Here is an 18436-nt window from a genome sequence, read left to right on the forward strand (position 1 = left end):
TCCCGGAGCCGGGGGGCGGCTCCGGGACTCGACGGTGAGGTGGTGCGATCAGAGACCGGCGACCAGGCTGGTGACGGGCTGCGTGTTCAGACCGGTCACACCCTCGACGGTGCCGACAGCCGTGCCGACCACGTTGGAAACCGGGGCGACGCCGTCCACCAGGCCGGTCACGGTGCCAACGGCGTTCAGGGAAAGGCCGCCGGAGACGGAGTCGAGGTCGGCGTCGGAGATCTCGGCGGTCTCAACCTGGGGGATGGAGTTCATGATGGAACTTCCCTTCATATGGGTATTTCACAAGGGGGAGTGCCGCGGGGTGTCGGACACCCGTTTCCAGGCGCCCTGAGCGGTCCCGCGATGCCTGGATCAAAGCACGCACGCGTCGTCCGCATCCACTCAACCAGGCTCCTCACCTGCGAATTTGCAGCCCGTCAGGGCTCAACCGTGCAGACTCGCGCACGCCTTGTCGGCGACTCCTTCACATGCCGCACGGCATCGGCGCGTACCAGGACTTGTGCCTGTCACGGCGAATCCGGCACTCCGCGCCAATGACGCGTCAGGGGGCGCGCGTCTGTGCAGATCCGCTGCCCACCGTGACTTGGTTGAGTATTCAATGTGTAGATTCCCTGAAGCGGTGATTCCGCTTCCGGATCGGCGCGGTGCGTGCCCGCGTGATCACCGAACGCGTTCGCGCGGACCGGGACCGTGTCAGTCCACCCGTGTCAGTCCAGCCATGTCAGTCCAGCAGCGCGTACACCGTGCTGGCCCGTGCCGCGAGTCGGCCCGAGGACTCCTCCGTCATCGTGATGTCGGCGAAGGCCATCCGCCGGCCCAGCTTGCTCAGCACCGCCTCGACGACGACGTCCGAACCGGTCACCGCCCGCTGGAAGGACGTCGACTGCTGAACGGTCGTCATCGGCACGAAACCACCGCGCGCGGACGACACGGCGATCACCGTCGCGGTGTCGGCGGCGGCCATCAGGGCCTGACCGGACATGCCTCCGCCCTCCCGGGCGAGCCGGGCCGACCACGGCAGGCGCAGGACCGCCCGGTCGCCGCCCAGACTCTCGACCGACAGGCCGAGTTCCAGGACCCAGGGGGCGAAGTTGTCGGCGAGGATCTTGTCGGCTTCGGCGCTGGTCATCGTCATGACGGGGATTGTTCCCGCCCGGGCCCGGCGACACGCGGAGCCGATCCTGTTCACTGCCGCAACAGAGTAAGTCGCAAACGGAATTGAACGCGCCGTGCGACCCGCCCGTACCTATGACCATCCAGGCGCCCCGAATCCCTGCCGGACCCCGGCAGCGACCCCGACCCTTGGAGGTCGAGAAGTTTGAGTCACAAGCGAATGCCGAAGCGCAAGGCCGCGATAGCAGTGGGCGGTGTCGCGGCACTCGGAGCGGCGGCCCTGCTGCTGCCGAACGCGAACGCCTCGCAGGACGGCGCCTCTACGGACGCGGCCGCCCCCAGGGCCCTGAAGGCCACGGATGCCTCAGGCCTCGCATCGCAAATCGCGAAGCAACTCGGCGACGCCTTCGCGGGCTCCTACTACGACAGCGGCAAGCAGCAGCTGGTCGTGAACGTGGCCGGTGGCGACGACGGCCTGGCCGCGCGGGCGCAGAAGGCCGGTGCGGTGGTCCGCGAGGTGGCCAACAGCGCGGCCGCGCTCAAGACGGCCGCGCAGACTCTGAAGACCAGGGCGACCATCCCCGGCACCTCGTGGGCCATCGACCCCAGGACCAACAAGGTCCAGGTCACCGCCGACAGCACGGTCACCGGCGCCAAGTGGGCCAGACTGGAATCGACCGTCCAGGGCCTCGGCTCGGGCATGGCGACCGTCAAGAAGTCGGCCGGCACCTTCAAGACCTTCGCGTCGGGCGGCGACGCCATCTTCTCCCAGGCGGAGGGCGGCACCGTCCGTTGCTCCCTCGGCTTCAACGTCACCGCCTCCGACGGCAGTCCCGCCTTCCTGACGGCCGGTCACTGCGGTGTCGCCGCCAAGGAATGGTCCGACTCCCAGAACGGGCAGCCGATCGCCACCGTCGACCAGGCGACCTTCCCCGGTGAGGGCGACTTCTCACTGGTCAAGTACAACGACCCCGCCACTCAGGCGCCGAGCGAGGTCAACACCGGCAACGGACAGAACGTCGCGATCACGCAGGCCGTGGAGGCGACCGTCGGCACCAACGTGTTCCGGATGGGCTCCACCACCGGACTGCACGACGGCCAGGTCACCGGCCTCGACGCCACCGTCAACTTCCAGAGCGAGACCGACCCGAACGGCGTCGACACCGTCACGGGCCTCATCCAGACCAACGTCTGCGCCGAGGCCGGTGACAGCGGTGGCTCGCTGTTCACCCAGGACGGCGGCGCGGTCGGCCTCACCTCCGGCGGCAGCGGCGACTGCACCAACGGCGGCGAGACCTTCTTCCAGCCCGTGACCGCCGCCCTCCAGGCGACCGGCGCGACGCTCGGCGACGCCGGTGGCGCGGGTGCCGGTGACCAGGCAGGTGCTGGCGACCAGGCGGGCGCCGGTGACCAGGCCGGTGGCGGTGACCAGGCGGGCGCCGGTGACCAGGCCGGCGGTGGCGACCAGGCCGGTGGCGGTGACGCGGTCGGCGGGGGCGACCAGTCCGGCGCGGGTGACCAGTCCGGTCTGGGCGGCGACGGCACGGGCACCGGTGACGCGTCCGGCACCGGTACCGGTGCCGGCGACCATTCCGGCAACGCCAACGCCAACGGCCACGGCAACGGTGCGGACGACGGCTCCTCCCTCACCGAGAGCCACTGACCGGCCAAGGCAGCGGTTCCGGCCGGCAGTGAACGGTCCGGTCCTCCGAGGGGAGGGCCGGACCGTCTCGCCGTACCGCCGGTACTCAGCCGCCGGCACCCCGAGCCCGGAGCAGCAGCAGGGCCACGTCGTCGACCCGCTCCCGGGCCCCCGCGCTCTGCCTGACCAGTTCGTCGGCCAGCGGTTCCAGCGGCCCGTCCCCGATCCGGCCGAGCAGTTCCCCCAGTTCGGCCAGGGCGTCCTCGATGTCGACGCCGGGCGACTCGATCAGCCCGTCGGTGTACAGCACGAGCACCGAGCCGGGGACGTGGTCCACCTCCGTCGTCGGATAGGAGGCCTCCGCGTCGATGCCCAGCAACGGGCCGCCCGCCAGGTCCAGCACCCGTACCCGTCCGTCAGGCCGTCTCAGCAGCGGCGGCGGATGCCCCGCCCGTGCCATCACGGCCCGCCCGTGCACCGGGTCGAGCTGTAGATACAGACAGCTCGCGAACAGATCGGCACCGAGGTCGATGAGCAGCCGGTTGGTGCTGCCCATGACCTCCCCCGGCGTCTGACCGCCGGAGGCGAACGCGCGTACCCCGGTACGGATCTGGCCCATCAGCCCCGCCGCGGTCACGTTGTGCCCCTGGACGTCCCCGATCACCGCCGCCGCCAGCGGGCGGGACGGCACCAGGTCGTAGAAGTCGCCGCCGATCTCCATCCCCTGAGTGGCGGGCAGATAGCGCGCCGCCGCCTCGATCCCGGGCGGCGGCACCAGCGAACGCGGTAGCAGGGCTTCCTGGAGACCGTGCGCCAGACGGTACTTGGCGTCGAACAGCAGGGCCCGCTCCAGCGCCTGCGCGATCAGCCCGGCCAGACTGGTCAGGACGGCCCGCTCGTCCGCGGGGAAGACATGCGGCTCGGCATAGGCGAAGACACAGATCCCCACCGGCCGCCCCGACGCGATCAGCGGCAGATACGCCCAGGCCGCGAAGACGCCCGGCACGCCGCTCTGCTCCGGATACAGCCGGTCCAGCTGCTGCCGTGACTCGAAGAACGCCGGCACCCCGCTGGTGAGCACATGCGTGCCCGGCATCCGCTCGCTCAGCGGCGTACCGTCGAACCGCTCGACCAGCCGCGGGTCGGGATACCCGCGGTGCCCGAGCACATGCAGTCGCCGCGCCTGCGACCCGAGGAGCACCACCGCCTGGCTGCCCACGGTCGGCACGATCTCGTCCGCGACCAGCTGCACCACGTCCTGCACCCCGACCGCCTCGGTCAGCGCGGCGGACAGGCTCAGCACCTGGGTGATGGAGACGAGCCGGGACGGCCCCACGTCGGGTCGCGGTGTCTCCCGCGTCATCTGCGCGACCCCCCGCGCCCGGGTGACGCGCACGCTCAGCCCGGTGGTGCTCGGATAGAGCCGGAACGACAGCCACTCGCCCGGCGGGCGCAGCGCCACGAACGACGTCACATGCTGGCTGATCAGGGCGGCCCGGTAACGGTCCTCGTACAGCGGGTCGTTGAGCCAGGGCACCGCGGCCCACAGATGGGTACCGACCAGCTCGCCGACCGGGGTGCGGAGCAGGTCGGCGGCCGCCGCGTTGGCGAACGCGACCCGGCCGTGCAGATCCAGCGACACCAGCCCGTACGGCAGCCGGGCCACCATGCGCGCCGCCTCGATCGTCCCCAGGTTGCCCGCCACACCGGTGAGCGCCGCCGCCAGCAGATCGGGCTCCTGCTGCGGCGGCCGGGCGTCCTTGGCCGCCCGCTCCAGCCGCAGTGCGAGTCGGCCGCAGGCCGCCGTCAGCTGCTCCCGCTCCCGCTTCCCCAGCACCGGCGGGTGGGAGCCGGGCCAGGTCACGAAGACGGCCCCGAACGCCCGGTGCGCGGTGGCGAGGGGGAGTGCGGCCAGGGCGAAGGGATAGGGGAGGACCACCGCGATCCGGGGAAAGCGGCGGGCCATGTCCTCCTCGCCGCACACCCAGACCAGCCGACGGCTGCGCAGCGCCTCGGCGACCGGGACGGGCGCGCTCAGCCCGACCCGTTCCCAGGGTGCCGCGAACGCCCGCGGCAGCCCCGCCATCACGGCCATCTCCAGTACCGCCTCGTCGGCGGTCAGCAGATACACCGCCCCGGAGTGCGCGTGCACCTCGTCCATCATCGCGGCCAGCGACAGGGACAGCAGCGGTCGGCCGATCTGTGACCCGGCGGCCACCGACGCCTGCGGGGACCTCACCCCGTCGGACACGCCGACCACCTCCTCGCCCGGCCGCGCGCCGCCTTCCCGCCCGGCCGCGCGTCGCCTCCCCGGCATCAAGGCTGCCCCTTGACGCTGTGCGGCGCACGGCGAACGGGCCGTACCCGGGCTGCGGCGGCCTCGCGACCCGCGCGGACCGGGCGATTCCCGGATGCGACGGCGCGACCGCGGTACCCCCTCGGGTCGATCTCATGCCTTCACAGTCGAAGCGCGTGGCGGGGCATGGGCGCCGGGTGTGCGCCCCCGCGCACCCGGATGGCCGGAACTTCGCGCCCCGAAACCGACGCGGCCCCCAACAATGGGGCACGCGTTCAACTGGCGGGATCGATGTGCGGCAAACCGAAAGGACGGCAGTGATCCGGTTACTCCTGGTCCACGACTCGTGTCTGGTGCGGTCGGTACTCGCAGAGTGGCTTCGCCGCGAGCCCGGTCTGGAGGTGGACGACACGCCGTGGCACGACGCGTCCCGGCGGCTGCGGTCCGTACGGCCCGACGTGTGCGCCGCGGACCTGGAATGCGCGGGCTCCGACGGCGCGCCGCCGCTCGGCGAGCTGAGCGCCTCCGGCGCGGGCCCGACGCCACCACGCCTGCTCGTGCTTGCCAACGCGAACAGACCCGGGCTGCTCAAGCGCGCGGTCGAGGCCGGCGCGCTCGGCTATGTCGACACGAAGGGATCGCCGGAGGGACTGGTGCACGCGATCCGGCGTGTCGCGAAGGGAAAACGATTCGTTGACGAGTCGCTGGGCTTCGGTTTCCTCAAGGCCACGCAGATCCCGTTGACGCGGCGTGAGCTCAGCGTGCTGTCGCTCGCGGCGGCGGGCGCCTCCATAGCGGAGATAGCGGGCATCCTGCACCTGTCCCACGGGACGGTGCGCAACTACATGGCGGCGATCACACGCAAGACCGGGGCCCGCAACCGCATCGACGCGATCCGCATCTCACAGGGCGAGGGGTGGCTGTGACGGCGCGGCGGCCGTCCCCGGTGCCCACCCGCCGACCAGGTCACGGTACTGCGCTGAGGTGCGCAGCAACTCGTCATGGGTGCCGTACGCGGTGCTCCGCCCGTCCATGACCAGGATCCTGTCGGCCCGCCGGGCCGAGCTGATCCGGTGGGCGACGACCACGAGGGTGCCGCCCGGCCGCGCGGCGAAGGCCCGCTCGGCCCGAGCCTCCGCCTGCGGGTCCAGATGGCAGGTCGCCTCGTCGAGCAGGGCGAGGGGCGCGGGCGAGAGATAGGCCCGGGTCAGCGCGATCAGCTGACGTTCGCCCGCGGACAGGGCGGCCGGGTCGACCTGGGCGGCCGGGCCGCCGAGCGTCTCCAGCAGCGGGGTGAGCCCCACGGCCTCGGCGGCCGCGAACAGCTCGCCCTCCGGCACCGGATCCTCCCGGAAGTACCCGAGATTCTCGGCGAGGCTGCCGGTGAAGACGTACGCCTCCTGCGGAATCAGCACCCGGCGTGCGGCCGCCTCCGCAGCCGGCACCGGGTGCCCGCAGACCAGGATCACCCCCTCGGCGGGCTCCAGCAGACCGGCGACCAGGGCCGTCAGCGTCGACTTGCCGATACCGCTCGGCCCCACGACGGCCAGATGACCGCCGTGCGGAACGCTGAGGCCGAGCCGGTCCAGCACCCGTTCGCGGGCGCCGCCGTAGGCGAAGGAGACGGACGAGAGGGTGAGGGCGGCGGTGGTCCCGTCCGTGGCGGTGCGGGCCGTCGATCCGGTCGGACCGGGCTCCGCGACCGGTGCGGGCGCCCCCGGAAGCAGGCGGCGCAGTACGACCGTCAGACGGCTGCCGCTCGTGCCCATGCCGTGGACCAGGTTCTGGAGCGCCGGCAGGAGCGACTGCGTGACATAGATGAGGGCACCGACCAGGGCGCCGGGCGTGACGCCGTGGGAGAGGAGCCAGGGGGCGGTGACGAGGAGCAGTACGCCGGGGAGCTGGCCGCCGACCGTGAGGGACACCACGCGCAGCACGCCCCAGTGGGCCAGGGCCCGGGCGGCGCGCAGCTCCGCGTCGACCAGAGCCCCGGTACGGGCGGCGACGAGGCCCTCGGCCCCGGCCGCCGTGACGTCCCGCAGTCCCGGGCAGACCGTGCCCAGGTCCTCCGCGAGAGCCTCGTCGGCGATGAGCAGGGCCTGCTGGCGGCGGGCCAGCGGACGCAGCGTCACCGCGAACAGGCCGAGGCCCGCCACCAGTGGCGGCACCACCACCAGCAGCAGCGGCGGGGCCAGCGAGCCCAGGCCCACGAGCGCGCCGGTGGCCGTGAACACGAAGGAACGGGACACCATCACCAGACCGGCGAGGGTGTCCCGCGCGATCTCCACCTGCTGGGTGAGCCCGGACAGCAGCCCGCCGTCCGCCTCCCGCACCCCGCGCTCGGCGACCCGCTCCACGAGCCGGTCCCGCACCGGCTCGACCAGCGCGGCGACCACGCCGTACACCCGGCCCGTCCCGAACGCCCCCACGACCGACCCGGCCGCCGCCACCCCGAGCCACCACAGCCCGGTCGCGGTGTGTCCCGTCAGGAACCCGTCGTCCAGGGCGCGAGCCGTCGCGTATCCGAGGAGAAAGGCCTGTCCCGCCTCCAGCACCGACCACGCACCGAGCCGCACCAGGACACGCCAACGCTCCCGCACGAACCGCCCCACGACCCGCCACCGGCCACCACGCCCCGCCCGGCCACCATGCTCCGCCGGGCCACCATGCTCCGCCGGGCCACCATGCTCCGCCGGGCCACCATGCTCCGCCGGGCCACCACGTCCCATCAGGCCGGTCATCGCCGCACCCCCGCCGCGTCGGCGTCCCCGAAGACCGCGCGGTAGTCCGCGTCCCGCCACAGTTCCTCATGTGTCCCCACGGCCCGTATCCGTCCCCCGTCCAGCCAGGCCACGGTGTCGGCGCGGGCCGCCGTCGCCGTGCGGTGCGCGATGAGCAGCCGGGTGGAGTGTGTGCCGTCGGCGAGCAGTGCCCGCGCGATGTGGTGTTCCGTCACCGTGTCGAGACTGGACAGGGCGTCGTCGAGGATGAGCAGGCGCCCGCCGTGGGCGAAGGCGCGGGCCAGGCCGAGCCGCTGGGACTCCCCGCCGGAGTGGGGGGCGCGGGCAACGGGGGTGGCGTAGCCGTCGGGGAGTCGGCGCACGAAGTCGTCGGCGCGGGCTCTGCGGGCGGCGTCCCGGACCCGGCCGGGTGGGGGAGCGGTCACACCGAAGGCGATCGTGTCCGCGATCGTCGTACCGAGCAGGGCCGGGCGTTCGAAGGCGTAGGTGACCGCTCCGCGCAGGTTGTCGTGGCCGAGGTCGGGCAGCGGCACGCCGTCCAGCAGGACCTCACCCGAGTCCGGGTCGGCCAGCCGTCCCGCCAGGGCCGCCAGCAGGGACTTTCCGGTGCCCGAGCGGCCGACCACGGCCAGCGTGGTGCCGCCGGGTACCAGCAGGTCGACCTCGTCGAGGACGGTGCGCGCGCCCCGCCGCACGGTCACCCCGCGCAGCTCCAGGCGGCCGGGTCCGGGTGGCAGTGTGTCGCTCCCGTGGCGGGGCGCCGCCATCGCCTGGACCTCGCCCAGCCTACGGGCCGCCGCCCTGGCCCGGGACAGCGCGGAGATCCGTCCGACCAGCACTCCGACCCCGGTGGCGAGGACCGCGTACCGGGAGGCGGCGAGGACGTCGCCGACGGACAGCCGGTGCCGGGTGAGCAGCACTCCGGCAACGGCCACGACGCCCAGTTGCAGCATCGGGGCCGTCGCGACCGCCCGCGCGGCGGCCCGCCCCTGCACCCGCCACATGCGGTGACCGGCCGCGGACAGTTCCGGCAGCGGCCGCAGGACGCGTGCCGTCTCGCGGGCCTCGGTGCCCGCCGCGCGGATGGTGCGGACACCGCCGACCGCCTCCGCGAGAGCACCCGCGATACGGCCCTGCACCCGCTGGTAGTCCGTCACGCACTCGGTGGTGTCCCGGGCGAGGGCCCGCAGCAGCAGGACCAGGACGGGGGCACCGGCCAGCAGTACGACCGCCAGCCAGGGGTTGATCAGCCCGAGTGCCACCACACCCCCGACGGGCCCGGCGAGCGCGGCGAGCAGCGACGCCAGGGCGCCGGGCGCGGTGCCCGCCTGCGCGGCACTGCCGACCAGCCGGGCCACGAGGTCACCGGAGCCGAACCGTGCCGTCGCCCGCGGGCCCAGCGCCAGCACATGCCCGGTGACCCGGTCGCGCAGCCACGCCGTGGACCGTGCGTCGAGCGTGCCGCCGAGCACGGTCGCGGCGGCGTCCAGCACGGCGAGCAGCAGCACCAGCGCGGCGCTGAGCCACAGCCAGCGGCCGGCGGGAGAGTGGGCCAGCAACAGGTCCAGGGTGCGGCCCAGAGTCGCGGGCAGCAGCAGCCCGGCCGTGGTGGCGGCCATGGTCACGGCGCACAGGGCGGCCGCGCGGGCACCGCCGTACCGGGTCACCGCGCGCATCAGGGAACGGGTGTGCGCCGCCGCCGGATCGGGTCCGTCTTCGGCACGGTTCTCGGCACGGTTCGTCATCGCCAGCGGGCCTCACGTCCGGTCGGGCGGGCGGAAGCCCCGGACGGCTCCCCTCCGGAGAGGAGAGGGCCGCCCGGGGCTTCGACCACGGTGTCGGTCAGAGACAGAGCAGAACGCTCGTCGCCGAGACACAGGAGAGCAGGCTGACCGTGCTGGCGCCGCCGCCGCCGTGGTTCTCGTCGGACTCCATCGTCTGAAGGTCGAGAAGTGCCATGGGGGTTGTCCTTTCCCTGGGGTGAAATCCCTCGTCTGTGGGGACGGGGTTCGTGTCACGACTCCGTCAGGTTGCGGAGCCGCGTTGTGTGGGCCGCCCGAGGGGCGGCAGGAACGGAAGGTGCGCGGTGCCGGCACTGTCGAGGGCCGCCGCGAGCGCGAGCAGACACCCTGCCGTTCCGGTGGCGAGGTCCATGGAGAGCCGCATCATCTGGTGTCCGGGGAAGGCGAGTTGGCCCTGATACGACATGCCGAACCAGCCGAGCCCCGCGATCTGTCCGGCCAGCCGGGCCGGGGTGGCTCCCGGCGCGCCGGTGCGGCTGAGGTGCAGGATCAGCCCGGCGCGGCCCTGGAACAGACCGGGCTGCGCGTAGAACCGGGAGGTGGCGGCGGTGACCACGGCCGCGCGGGCCCGCTCGAACTCCCCGCCCTCGTCGGCGGCGTGCGCGAGATAGTCGTCGAGGACCATGCCGAGTCCGGCGCTGCCGTCGCCGAGGTACGGCAGGGTGCGCCAGCCCTCGTCCACCTCCAGCGCGCCACCTTCCCGGACGACGCAGCACTCCAGGTCGCGGCGGAGCGCCTCGGCGGCGGCCGCCAGCAGTTCGGGCTCACCGGTCTCCTCGTACCGCCGTATCAGGAACAGCGCGGGCCCGCTCGCGCCCCGCAACAGCCCGGCCCGTCGCCGGGGGGTGTCCGGGCGTGGTTCGGCGAGGCGCCGTACGAGGATGTCCGCGGCCTCGGCCGCCCGTTCGCGCAGCTCCGTCTCGCCGGTCGTGCGGGCCAGGCCGTCCAGGGCGAGGCCCAGGCCGGCGAGTCCGCCGTGCAGGTCGGAGGAGAGCTTGCGCCAGTTCTCCCTGAGGATCCCGTCGACCAGGTCCAGGGCCCGCTGCCGGTGCCCGAGCCGGTCGAGGACGTGGGCGACGCCGGCGAGACCGTCGTACAGGCCGAGCGGGGTACCGGGCGGGGGTGGCGCGGTGTGTTCGAGGAGCCAGCGCTCGCCCTCGTCGTACCGGCCGCCGCCGGTTTCCGCGAGCGCGTACAGCACCCCGGCGGCGCCGTGCGCCAGCCCGAGTCCGCCGCCGTCGGAGAACTGCGCGATGTCACCGGGGAAGAGCCGGTCGGCGCGTTCGGGTGTCGCGGAGGCGAGGATCGCCTTCACCATCGAGTCCCGGCTGTAGGGCCAGTCGCCCGGCACCACGAGGGAGGGGACCGGGTGGGACCCGTCCCGCGTCGAGCCCGGAACGTTTCGGGTGATCTCGGTGACCGCCTCGTCCAGGAAGGCCCGCGGCACGTCAGGGAACTGCTCGGCGATGACCTCCGCAAGGTGCGCCGCCTTGCCCCGGTCGATCACGAAGAGCGTGGTGACGGGAAGGAACAGGGCGATGCGCAGACAGGCCAGCGCGTACCGGTCGATGTCCGTGCCCCTGCGGTCGGACGGGGCGAAGAAGCCCGGGTGGGCGACGACTTGACGGCCGTTCTCCTCCACCGGGGCCGCGGCCTCGAAGTCGATGAGGAAGACGGACTCCTCGTCGGGCGCCACCATGATGTTGAAGACGTGCAGGTCGTTGAAGACCATCCCGCGCGAGTGCACCGCCGCCACGGCCTTCTCGACCGCCGCGTGGATGCGCAGCGCCCACGCGGTGTAGTCGGCGACCGCCTTCGGGTCCGGATCCTGGACCAGCAGCGGATGCCGCCGCGCGAAGCAGGAGTTGAGCGGATGACCCTCCAGGTGGTCCATCACCAGGAAGCTGTGCTCGCCCAGGGTGAACCAGTCCCGCACCTCCGGTACGACACCGGTCCCGGCGACCCGCTCCAGGGCATCCTTCTCCCGTGCGAGACGGGCCACCGCGTCGGCCCCGTCTGCGGCGAGCCCCGCGTGCGGCCGTGCCTCCTTCAGCACCACCTGGCGCCCGTCCCGCGTGTCGGTGCCCCGGTACACGCCGCCGCCGTTGGAGAAGTGCAACGCCTTCTCGATGCGGTAGGGCAGTTCGCCCACCGTGGTGGTGTTGCGGGCCGCGAGATGCGGTTCCAGGAACTTCGGCAGCGTCACCCACTCCGGCACCTGGAAGGAGGGCGTCCGCCGGTCCGGGACCAGGGTGCCCGAGCCGTCGCGCACCGCCAGGACCAGCGAACCCCGCTCGTCCACCACATGGGTCCGCGCGATGGCGCCGTACCGTACGTAGAGCGGACCCTCGCCCCAGCGCAGGTCGGTCAGGATGTACGGCCCCGCGAAGCCTTCGAGCAGTGCGCCCAGCTCGGTCAGGATCTCCCGCAACTGCTCCTCGTTGGCCGGGTAGATCGTGACGAACTTGCCACTGGTGTCGCGGCCCGCGTACTTGGCGTTGCGCAGGTGCAGCAGATGCGGTCCCGGCACGAACTTGAAGGGGATGCGGCGGGCCAGGCAGTAGTCCCACACGATCGCCGCGATCCGCTCCGCGTCCGCCGCCGTCGCCGAGGCGTGGATCTTCCACCCCTGGGCCGGTCCGGGCAGCGGCGCCCCCGCCTCGTCCACCGGTGTCAGCACCAGCCAGTCGCCGGTGCGCCCCGCGTGCCAGCCCTTCGGTACCGGGTGCCGCGCCGCGCCGTACAACGGCGCCTCCGCCCCGTCCGCCGAGAGCCGGTCGGGCGTTTCGTAGAAGTGCTCGTCGGCGAGCGCGTACACCTCGTACCGCTTGTCCATGCCTCCCCCTTCGCCATCCGCTCACCGACCCCCGCTGTGGCCGCGAACAGACCTTCCCAGTCGGCCGGGGGCCACGGGCAGTCGCGGATGTCACGACCTCACCGTGCGGAACTCATACGTAAAGAGGTGTTCGATATCACCGGAGGGGCATACGGAGCTTTTCGAGCGCCGGAGCGCCGCCGACCCGCCACTCGGGTGTGGGTGCGGCCCCCGACCGGCAGGTCGCGGGCGCGCCCGGCCGCCGCCGGGCCTAGGGTCCTCCCGTGTCACACACCTTCGAAGAACTCGTGGCGAAACAGCGCGCGGCCGACATGGCCGAGGAACAGGTCCGCGAACTGCGCGAGGCCTACGGTCCGCCGGCCGAGGCGCAACTGACCGGCGCCCGCAAGGAGACGTACGAGACCGCCCTGCGGGCCTGGCGTGACCTGGCCCGGGATGTGCAGACCGCGCTCAGTGAGTACGCGAAGGACGAGGGCCGCCCGCGGGCCGAGGTCGAGGCGGAGGTGGAGCGGGTGGCGGCGGTACCGGCACCGGAGGACACCTGAACCGTCCGCACCGTCCGCTCCGTTCCCGCGTTCAGCAGTGGGGGCAGGACGCGGCCGTATCGGCACGTCCACGGCTAGGGTGACGTGGATGAGGCCGATCACGCCGATCACTCGGACTTCGGCGAAACAACTGAGGTGGCTGGTCACCGGGGCCGCGGGAATGCTCGGCCGGGACACGGTCGGTGAGCTGCGCGGGCGGGGTGCGGACGTGATCGGCCTGGCCCGGGCGGCTCTGGACGTCGGCGAACCCGGGGCCGTACGGCGGGCGTTCGCCCGGTACCGGCCGGAGGTGGTCGTCAACTGCGCCGCCTACACGGCCGTCGACGACGCCGAGACCGACGAGGCGTCGGCGCTCAGGATCAACGGTGACGGGGCCCGGAACCTCGCCCGTGCCTGCGCGGAGCACGGCGTTCGGCTGGTCCATGTGTCCACCGACTACGTCTTCGACGGCGCCGCCCGCACCACCCCGTACCCGGAGGACCACCCGCCCGCCCCGCGCACCGCCTATGGCCGTACCAAGCTGGCGGGCGAGCGCGCGGTCCTCGAGGAGCTTCCGGGAGCGGGCGCGGTGGTGCGCACGGCCTGGCTGTACGGGGTGCACGGCCGCAGCTTCGTGCGAACGATGCTGGAGCTCGAAGCCCGCCGGGACACCCTGGACGTCGTCGCCGACCAGCGCGGCCAGCCGACCTGGAGCGCGGACGTCGCCGCCCGGCTCGCCGACCTCGGCACCCGGCTCCGCCGCGACGAACAGGCGCACGGCGTCTTCCACGCCACCGGTTCCGGCGAGGCCAGCTGGTACGAACTGGCACGGGAGGTCTTCCTGTTGGCCGGGGCCGACCCCGACCGGGTACGGCCCACCAGCAGCGCCGCGTTCCCGCGCCCCGCACCCCGCCCCGCCTACAGCGCCCTCGGCCACGAGCGCTGGCGGGAGACCGGCCTGGCACCGCCGAGACACTGGCGGTCCGCCCTGCGCGAGGCCCTGCCCCGCATCCGCGAGGAGATGGCCCGGCGACCAACACGGCCGTGCTGAACCGGCAACGGGCGGCAACGGGCCCATGGTGCTGCCAGCGCGCCCCCGCTGAGGATGTGTGTGATCCGACAGACGGGGACCGAGCAAGTCAGCGTGCTTCGTGGGTCTTTGCCAGGAGTTCGAGGATCTCGGCGGTCGTGCCGGTCTCCCCGAGCTTCGGGAAGATCCGCTCGACGCTGCCGCGGTGCGCCTCGCCGTCGCGGTCGGCCATGGCGTCGGTGGCGAGGGCGACGTGGAAACCGTGCGCGTAGGCGTCACGGGCGGTGGAATCCACGCCGATGCTGGTGGCGATGCCGGTCAGCACGATCTGGGTGACCGAGCGGCGGCGCAGCTGGACGTCGAGGTCGGTGCCGTGGAAGGCGCTCCAGTTGTGCTTGGTGACCACGATGTCGCCCGGCTGCCCGGCCGGTTCGTCCACGAGGACGTCCCAGCCCGCCGGGAACGCGTGTCCGCCGGGGCCGCGCTCGGTGCGGCCGGGTACGGCGTCGCCCCCGTCGGCGGCGAAGGAGACCCGGACCAGTACCACGGGCAGGTCGCGGGCCCGGAAGGCGTCGGCGAGTTCGGCGCTGCGGGCCACCACCTCCGCTCCGGGGTACGGCTCGGGCGGGAGGCCGACGATGCCGTGCTGGAGATCGACGACGACGAGGGCGTGCGCGGGTCGAGGGCGGTGAGTGACATGGGTCGTTCGTGCCTTTCAGCGGGGCGGGTCAGAGGTGGGACAGCCGTTCCATGAGCCGCAGTGCCTCCAGGACCGTCTGCCGTTCCTGTTCGGTGAACCGGTCCTCGAAGGCAAGGGCCAGCCACTCCTCGCGCGCCTGCCGGTTGTCCGCGACGCGCGCCCGGCCGTCCTCGGTCAGCGTGACCAGCTGCCGTCGGCCGTCGTCGGGGTCAGGGGTGCGGCGGATCAGGCCGTGCCGGTCGAGGGCGGCGAGCGTGGTGGCCATCGACTGCGGCCGCACCCCCTCCGCCGACGCCAGGGCGCTCGCGGTGGCGGCTCCGTGCTTGCCGACCAGGGCGAGGGCCGACTCCTGGGACGGGGTGAGCACACCCTCGTCCGCGTCCCGCGCCACCTCCCGGATGCGGCGCCGCAGACGGCTGAACACCACACGCAGGTCGCGGGCGGCGCGGGCGGCGGAGTCGGAGACCTGTGGCATGCGGACACCGTAGAGCCATCAGCCGTAGCTGTCCAGGCCGGACTGTTCAGCCTGGGCTGTCGAAGTGTCCCGTCGGATGGATGGCGCCGGTGGTCACGCTCAGGGGCGTGCCGGTGCCGCCCCAGCGGAGTGCGATGATCTCGGCGGCCACGGACACCGCGACCTCCTCGGGGGTACGGGCACCGAGGTCGAGGCCGACCGGTGAGCGCAGGCGGGACAGTTCGGCCTCGGTGAGCCCCGACGCGGTCAGCCGAGCCCGCCGCTCGTCGTGGGTGCGCCTGCTGCCCATCGCCCCGATATAGGTGGCCGGCCGCCGCAGCGCCTCCTCCAGCAGCGGAACGTCGAACTTCGGGTCGTGAGTGAGGACGCAGATCACGGTGCGCTCGTCGGTGTCGGTGCCCCGCAGGTAGCGGTGCGGCCAGTCCACGACCACCTCCACCCCGGCCGGGAAGCGCTTCGGTGTGGCGAAGACGGCGCGGGCGTCGCACACGGTCACCCGGTAGCCGAGGAAGTCGCCGATACGGGCCACCGCCGCCGCATAGTCGATCGCGCCGAACACCAGCATCCGTGGAGGCGGCGCGAAGGAGTGCAGGAACACCGTCACGTCGTCCTCGCGCCGCTCGCCGTCCGGCCCGTAGTGCCGCAGGCCGGTTGCGCCCAGGGCGAGCTCGCCGCGCGCGTCGTCGGTCACCGCCGCGTCCAGGCCGCTCGCGCCGAGCGTGCCGGCCGCCGAATCGGGCCAGACGGCGAGCGTGGCCCCGCGCGGTGCCGGACCGTCGGCCACCGTGGCCAGCGTCACCGGCTCGTGCCGGGCCACCGACGCCGCGACCGCGCCGAACACCGGATCCGACTCGGGAGTGACGGGCCGTACCAGCACGGTGATCTCGCCGCCGCAGGTGAGGCCGACCGCGAACGCGTCCTCGTCGCTGTAACCGAAGGTCTCCAGCCGGGCCGTGCCGCTCGCCACCACCTCCCGCGCCAGCTCGAACACCGCTCCCTCCACACAGCCCCCGGACACGCTCCCCACGACCTCGTCGTCCGGCCCGACGGCCATCGCGGCCCCCGGACCGCGCGGAGTGCTCCGGCTGACCGCGACGACCGTGGCCAGACCGAACGGCAGCCGCTCCGAGTACCAACGGCTCAGCACCGGCAGAATCTCACGCACGATCCGCTCCTCCGGTCGGCCCGTGCCAGCGTCGCATCCCCGCCCCCGCGGGCCCCGGAGCGCCACGCTCCTCAGGTCGCGGACAGCACCAGCAGCCCCGTGCCCACCAGCAGGGCGCAACAGAACAGGAAGCCGGCCAGCAGGCGCTGCCGCAGCACCCGGTAGGCGGTCTCGTACTCGCGCCGCAACTCCTCGCCCCGCTCCGCCGTGCGCCGCCAGGACGTACGGGCGAGGGCCAGGTACTCGCTCACGAACTGGCCCTCGAGGTCCTCGCGCTGGGTGTCCGTCAGCCAGTACAGCCGTCCGGTCAGCCGGGCGGCCGCGGTCCGGCCCTCCTCCCGGGCCGCGGCCAGCAGCAGATGCCCTTCGATCTCGCTGACCAGGGCCCGCACGTCCTGCGGGCGCTCGTCCATCGCGGTCACGGCGCGGTCAGCTCCTTCGCCGGAAGCGGGACCCCGGCCCCGGAGACCTCGGGGTGATGCAGGTCGAAGGCCGGGGACTCGCTGCGGATCCGCGGCAGGGTGACGAAGTTGTGACGCGGCGGCGGGCAGGACGTCGCCCACTCGAGCGAGCGGCCGTAGCCCCACGGGTCGTCGACGCCGACCGGCTCGCCGTACTTGGCCGTCTTCCAGACGTTGTAGAAGAAGGGCAGCAGGGACGCGCCCAGCAGGAACGAGAAGATCGTCGAGACCGTGTTGAGCGTGGTGAGACCCTCGGCCGCCAGATAGTCCGGGATCCGGCGCTGCATGCCCTCGGCGCCCAGCCAGTGCTGGACCAGGAAGGTGCCGTGGAAGCCGATGAACAGCGTCCAGAAAGTGATCTTGCCGAGGCGCTCGTCCAGCATCTTGCCCGTCATCTTCGGCCACCAGAAGTGGAAGCCGGAGAACATCGCGAACACGACGGTGCCGAACACCACGTAGTGGAAGTGCGCCACCACGAAGTACGAGTCGGACACATGGAAGTCGATCGGCGGCGAGGCGAGCATGACGCCGGTCAGTCCGCCGAAGACGAATGTGACGAGGAAGCCCATCACCCACAGCATCGGGGTCTCGAAGGACAGCGAGCCCTTCCACATCGTGCCGATCCAGTTGAAGAACTTCACACCGGTCGGGACGGCGATGAGGAACGTCATGAAGGAGAAGAACGGCAGCAGCACTCCGCCGGTGACATACATGTGGTGCGCCCACACCGTCACGGACAGGCCGGCGATCGAGATGGTCGCCGCGACCAGGCCCATGTAGCCGAACATCGGCTTGCGGGAGAAGACCGGGATGACCTCGGAGATGATGCCGAAGAACGGCAGCGCGATGATGTACACCTCTGGATGGCCGAAGAACCAGAAGAGGTGTTGCCACAGCAGTGCGCCGCCGTTGGCGGCGTCGAAGACGTGGGCACCGAACTTCCGGTCCGCCTCCAGGGCGAACAGCGCGGCCGCGAGGACCGGGAAGGCGAGCAGGACCAGGACGGCGGTCAGCAGCACGTTCCACACGAAGATCGGCATGCGGAACATGGTCATGCCCGGGGCACGCATGCAAATGATCGTGGTGATGAAGTTGACCGCGCCGAGGATGGTGCCGAAGCCGGAGAAGGCCAGACCCATGATCCACATGTCGGCGCCGATGCCCGGCGAGCGGACCGCGTCCGACAGCGGCGCGTAGGCGAACCAGCCGAAGTCCGCCGCGCCCTCGGGAGTCAGAAAGCCGCCCACCGCGATGGTCGACCCGAACAGGTAGAGCCAGTAGGCCAACATGTTCAGCCGCGGGAACGCGACGTCCGGCGCGCCGATCTGGAGCGGCATGATCCAGTTCGCGAACCCGGCGAACAGCGGCGTCGCGAACATCAGCAGCATGATCGTGCCGTGCATCGTGAACGCCTGGTTGAACTGCTCGTTCGACATGATCTGCATGCCGGGACGGGCCAGCTCGGCGCGCATCAGCAGCGCCAGGACACCACCGAGGCAGAAGAAGCCGAACGCCGTCGTCAGGTACAGCGTGCCGATGGTCTTGTGGTCCGTGGTCGTCAGCCATTTGACGATCTTGGTGTGGAAGCTCTTCACACCCCGCCTGTGTCCACGACCCACCCCGCACGTCACACTCGTAC

Annotated in this window: 15 protein-coding genes and 1 pseudogene; 4 read left to right on the plus strand and 12 right to left on the minus strand. The window is 72.5% G+C overall.

Features of this window, described 5'->3' with window-relative positions:
• Positions 1 to 48 precede the first annotated feature (48 nt).
• Both ACIPK3_RS07720 and ACIPK3_RS07725 read right to left on the minus strand, forming a co-directional pair.
• Positions 49 to 264 carry a type A2 lantipeptide gene (locus tag ACIPK3_RS07720; RefSeq protein WP_402567206.1) on the minus strand — a complete coding sequence of 72 codons (216 nt, stop codon included), beginning with the start codon at positions 262 to 264 and terminating at the stop codon, positions 49 to 51.
• A gap of 469 nt (positions 265 to 733) precedes the next feature.
• Complete coding sequence (locus ACIPK3_RS07725; RefSeq protein ID WP_402567208.1) at positions 734 to 1147, minus strand: PaaI family thioesterase; 414 nt, start codon at positions 1145 to 1147, stop codon at positions 734 to 736.
• A gap of 198 nt (positions 1148 to 1345) precedes the next feature.
• On the opposite strand from ACIPK3_RS07725, the gene ACIPK3_RS07730 reads away from it, so the two are divergent.
• Positions 1346 to 2788, plus strand: coding sequence for a S1 family peptidase (locus ACIPK3_RS07730; protein ID WP_402567831.1), 1443 nt, complete (start codon positions 1346 to 1348; stop codon positions 2786 to 2788).
• 85 nt (positions 2789 to 2873) lie between these two features.
• Here ACIPK3_RS07730 and ACIPK3_RS07735 read toward each other — a convergent pair whose 3' ends face one another.
• Positions 2874 to 5027 carry a PP2C family protein-serine/threonine phosphatase gene (locus ACIPK3_RS07735; RefSeq protein WP_402567833.1) on the minus strand — a complete coding sequence of 718 codons (2154 nt, stop codon included), beginning with the start codon at positions 5025 to 5027 and terminating at the stop codon, positions 2874 to 2876.
• A 353-nt stretch (positions 5028 to 5380) separates the two neighbouring features.
• On the opposite strand from ACIPK3_RS07735, the gene ACIPK3_RS07740 reads away from it, so the two are divergent.
• The gene (locus tag ACIPK3_RS07740) at positions 5381 to 5989 is read left to right on the plus strand and encodes a response regulator transcription factor (protein ID WP_402567210.1); all 609 of its coding nucleotides are present in this window, start codon (positions 5381 to 5383) and stop codon (positions 5987 to 5989) included.
• On the opposite strand, the gene ACIPK3_RS07745 is transcribed toward ACIPK3_RS07740, so the two are convergent.
• The 4 genes from ACIPK3_RS07745 to lanKC all read right to left on the minus strand — a co-directional run bounded on the left by ACIPK3_RS07745 (position 5966) and on the right by lanKC (position 12442).
• Positions 5966 to 7792 (minus strand): ATP-binding cassette domain-containing protein, encoded by a 1827-nt coding sequence (locus tag ACIPK3_RS07745; RefSeq protein WP_402567835.1) that lies wholly within the window; start codon positions 7790 to 7792, stop codon positions 5966 to 5968. The genes ACIPK3_RS07740 and ACIPK3_RS07745 overlap by 24 nt on opposite strands.
• An 8-nt stretch (positions 7793 to 7800) precedes the next feature.
• Positions 7801 to 9549 carry an ABC transporter transmembrane domain-containing protein gene (locus ACIPK3_RS07750; protein WP_402567212.1) on the minus strand — a complete coding sequence of 583 codons (1749 nt, stop codon included), beginning with the start codon at positions 9547 to 9549 and terminating at the stop codon, positions 7801 to 7803.
• A 97-nt stretch (positions 9550 to 9646) separates the two neighbouring features.
• Positions 9647 to 9763, minus strand: coding sequence for a SapB/AmfS family lanthipeptide (locus ACIPK3_RS07755; protein ID WP_402567214.1), 117 nt, complete (start codon positions 9761 to 9763; stop codon positions 9647 to 9649).
• A 66-nt stretch (positions 9764 to 9829) separates the two neighbouring features.
• On the minus strand, positions 9830 to 12442 hold the full coding sequence (gene lanKC / locus ACIPK3_RS07760; RefSeq protein WP_402567216.1) for a class III lanthionine synthetase LanKC: 2613 nt from the start codon (positions 12440 to 12442) through the stop codon (positions 9830 to 9832).
• Between the two features lie 263 nt (positions 12443 to 12705).
• Here lanKC and ACIPK3_RS07765 point away from each other — a divergent pair, with 263 nt between their 5' ends.
• Positions 12706 to 12987: a hypothetical protein gene (locus ACIPK3_RS07765; RefSeq protein ID WP_402567217.1), complete on the plus strand. Its 282-nt coding sequence runs from the start codon at positions 12706 to 12708 to the stop codon at positions 12985 to 12987.
• 130 nt (positions 12988 to 13117) lie between these two features.
• Complete coding sequence (gene rfbD / locus ACIPK3_RS07770) at positions 13118 to 14017, plus strand: dTDP-4-dehydrorhamnose reductase (RefSeq protein WP_402567837.1); 900 nt, start codon at positions 13118 to 13120, stop codon at positions 14015 to 14017.
• 88 nt (positions 14018 to 14105) lie between these two features.
• On the opposite strand, the pseudogene ACIPK3_RS07775 reads toward rfbD, so the two are convergent.
• The 5 genes and pseudogenes from ACIPK3_RS07775 to ctaD form a co-directional block, all read right to left on the minus strand.
• A pseudogene (locus ACIPK3_RS07775) lies at positions 14106 to 14695 on the minus strand (isochorismatase family protein).
• A gap of 29 nt (positions 14696 to 14724) precedes the next feature.
• Positions 14725 to 15171: a MarR family winged helix-turn-helix transcriptional regulator gene (locus tag ACIPK3_RS07780; protein ID WP_402567219.1), complete on the minus strand. Its 447-nt coding sequence runs from the start codon at positions 15169 to 15171 to the stop codon at positions 14725 to 14727.
• 46 nt (positions 15172 to 15217) lie between these two features.
• Positions 15218 to 16336: an XdhC family protein gene (locus ACIPK3_RS07785; RefSeq protein ID WP_402567221.1), complete on the minus strand. Its 1119-nt coding sequence runs from the start codon at positions 16334 to 16336 to the stop codon at positions 15218 to 15220.
• A gap of 71 nt (positions 16337 to 16407) precedes the next feature.
• The gene (locus ACIPK3_RS07790; protein WP_402567839.1) at positions 16408 to 16749 is read right to left on the minus strand and encodes a hypothetical protein; all 342 of its coding nucleotides are present in this window, start codon (positions 16747 to 16749) and stop codon (positions 16408 to 16410) included.
• Between the two features lie 5 nt (positions 16750 to 16754).
• Positions 16755 to 18392, minus strand: coding sequence for a cytochrome c oxidase subunit I (gene ctaD, locus ACIPK3_RS07795; protein WP_402567222.1), 1638 nt, complete (start codon positions 18390 to 18392; stop codon positions 16755 to 16757).
• Positions 18393 to 18436: the final 44 nt, after the last annotated feature.

Origin of the sequence: Streptomyces sp. NPDC086787, assembly GCF_044745865.1 — a bacterium.
Taxonomy (GTDB): domain Bacteria; phylum Actinomycetota; class Actinomycetes; order Streptomycetales; family Streptomycetaceae; genus Streptomyces.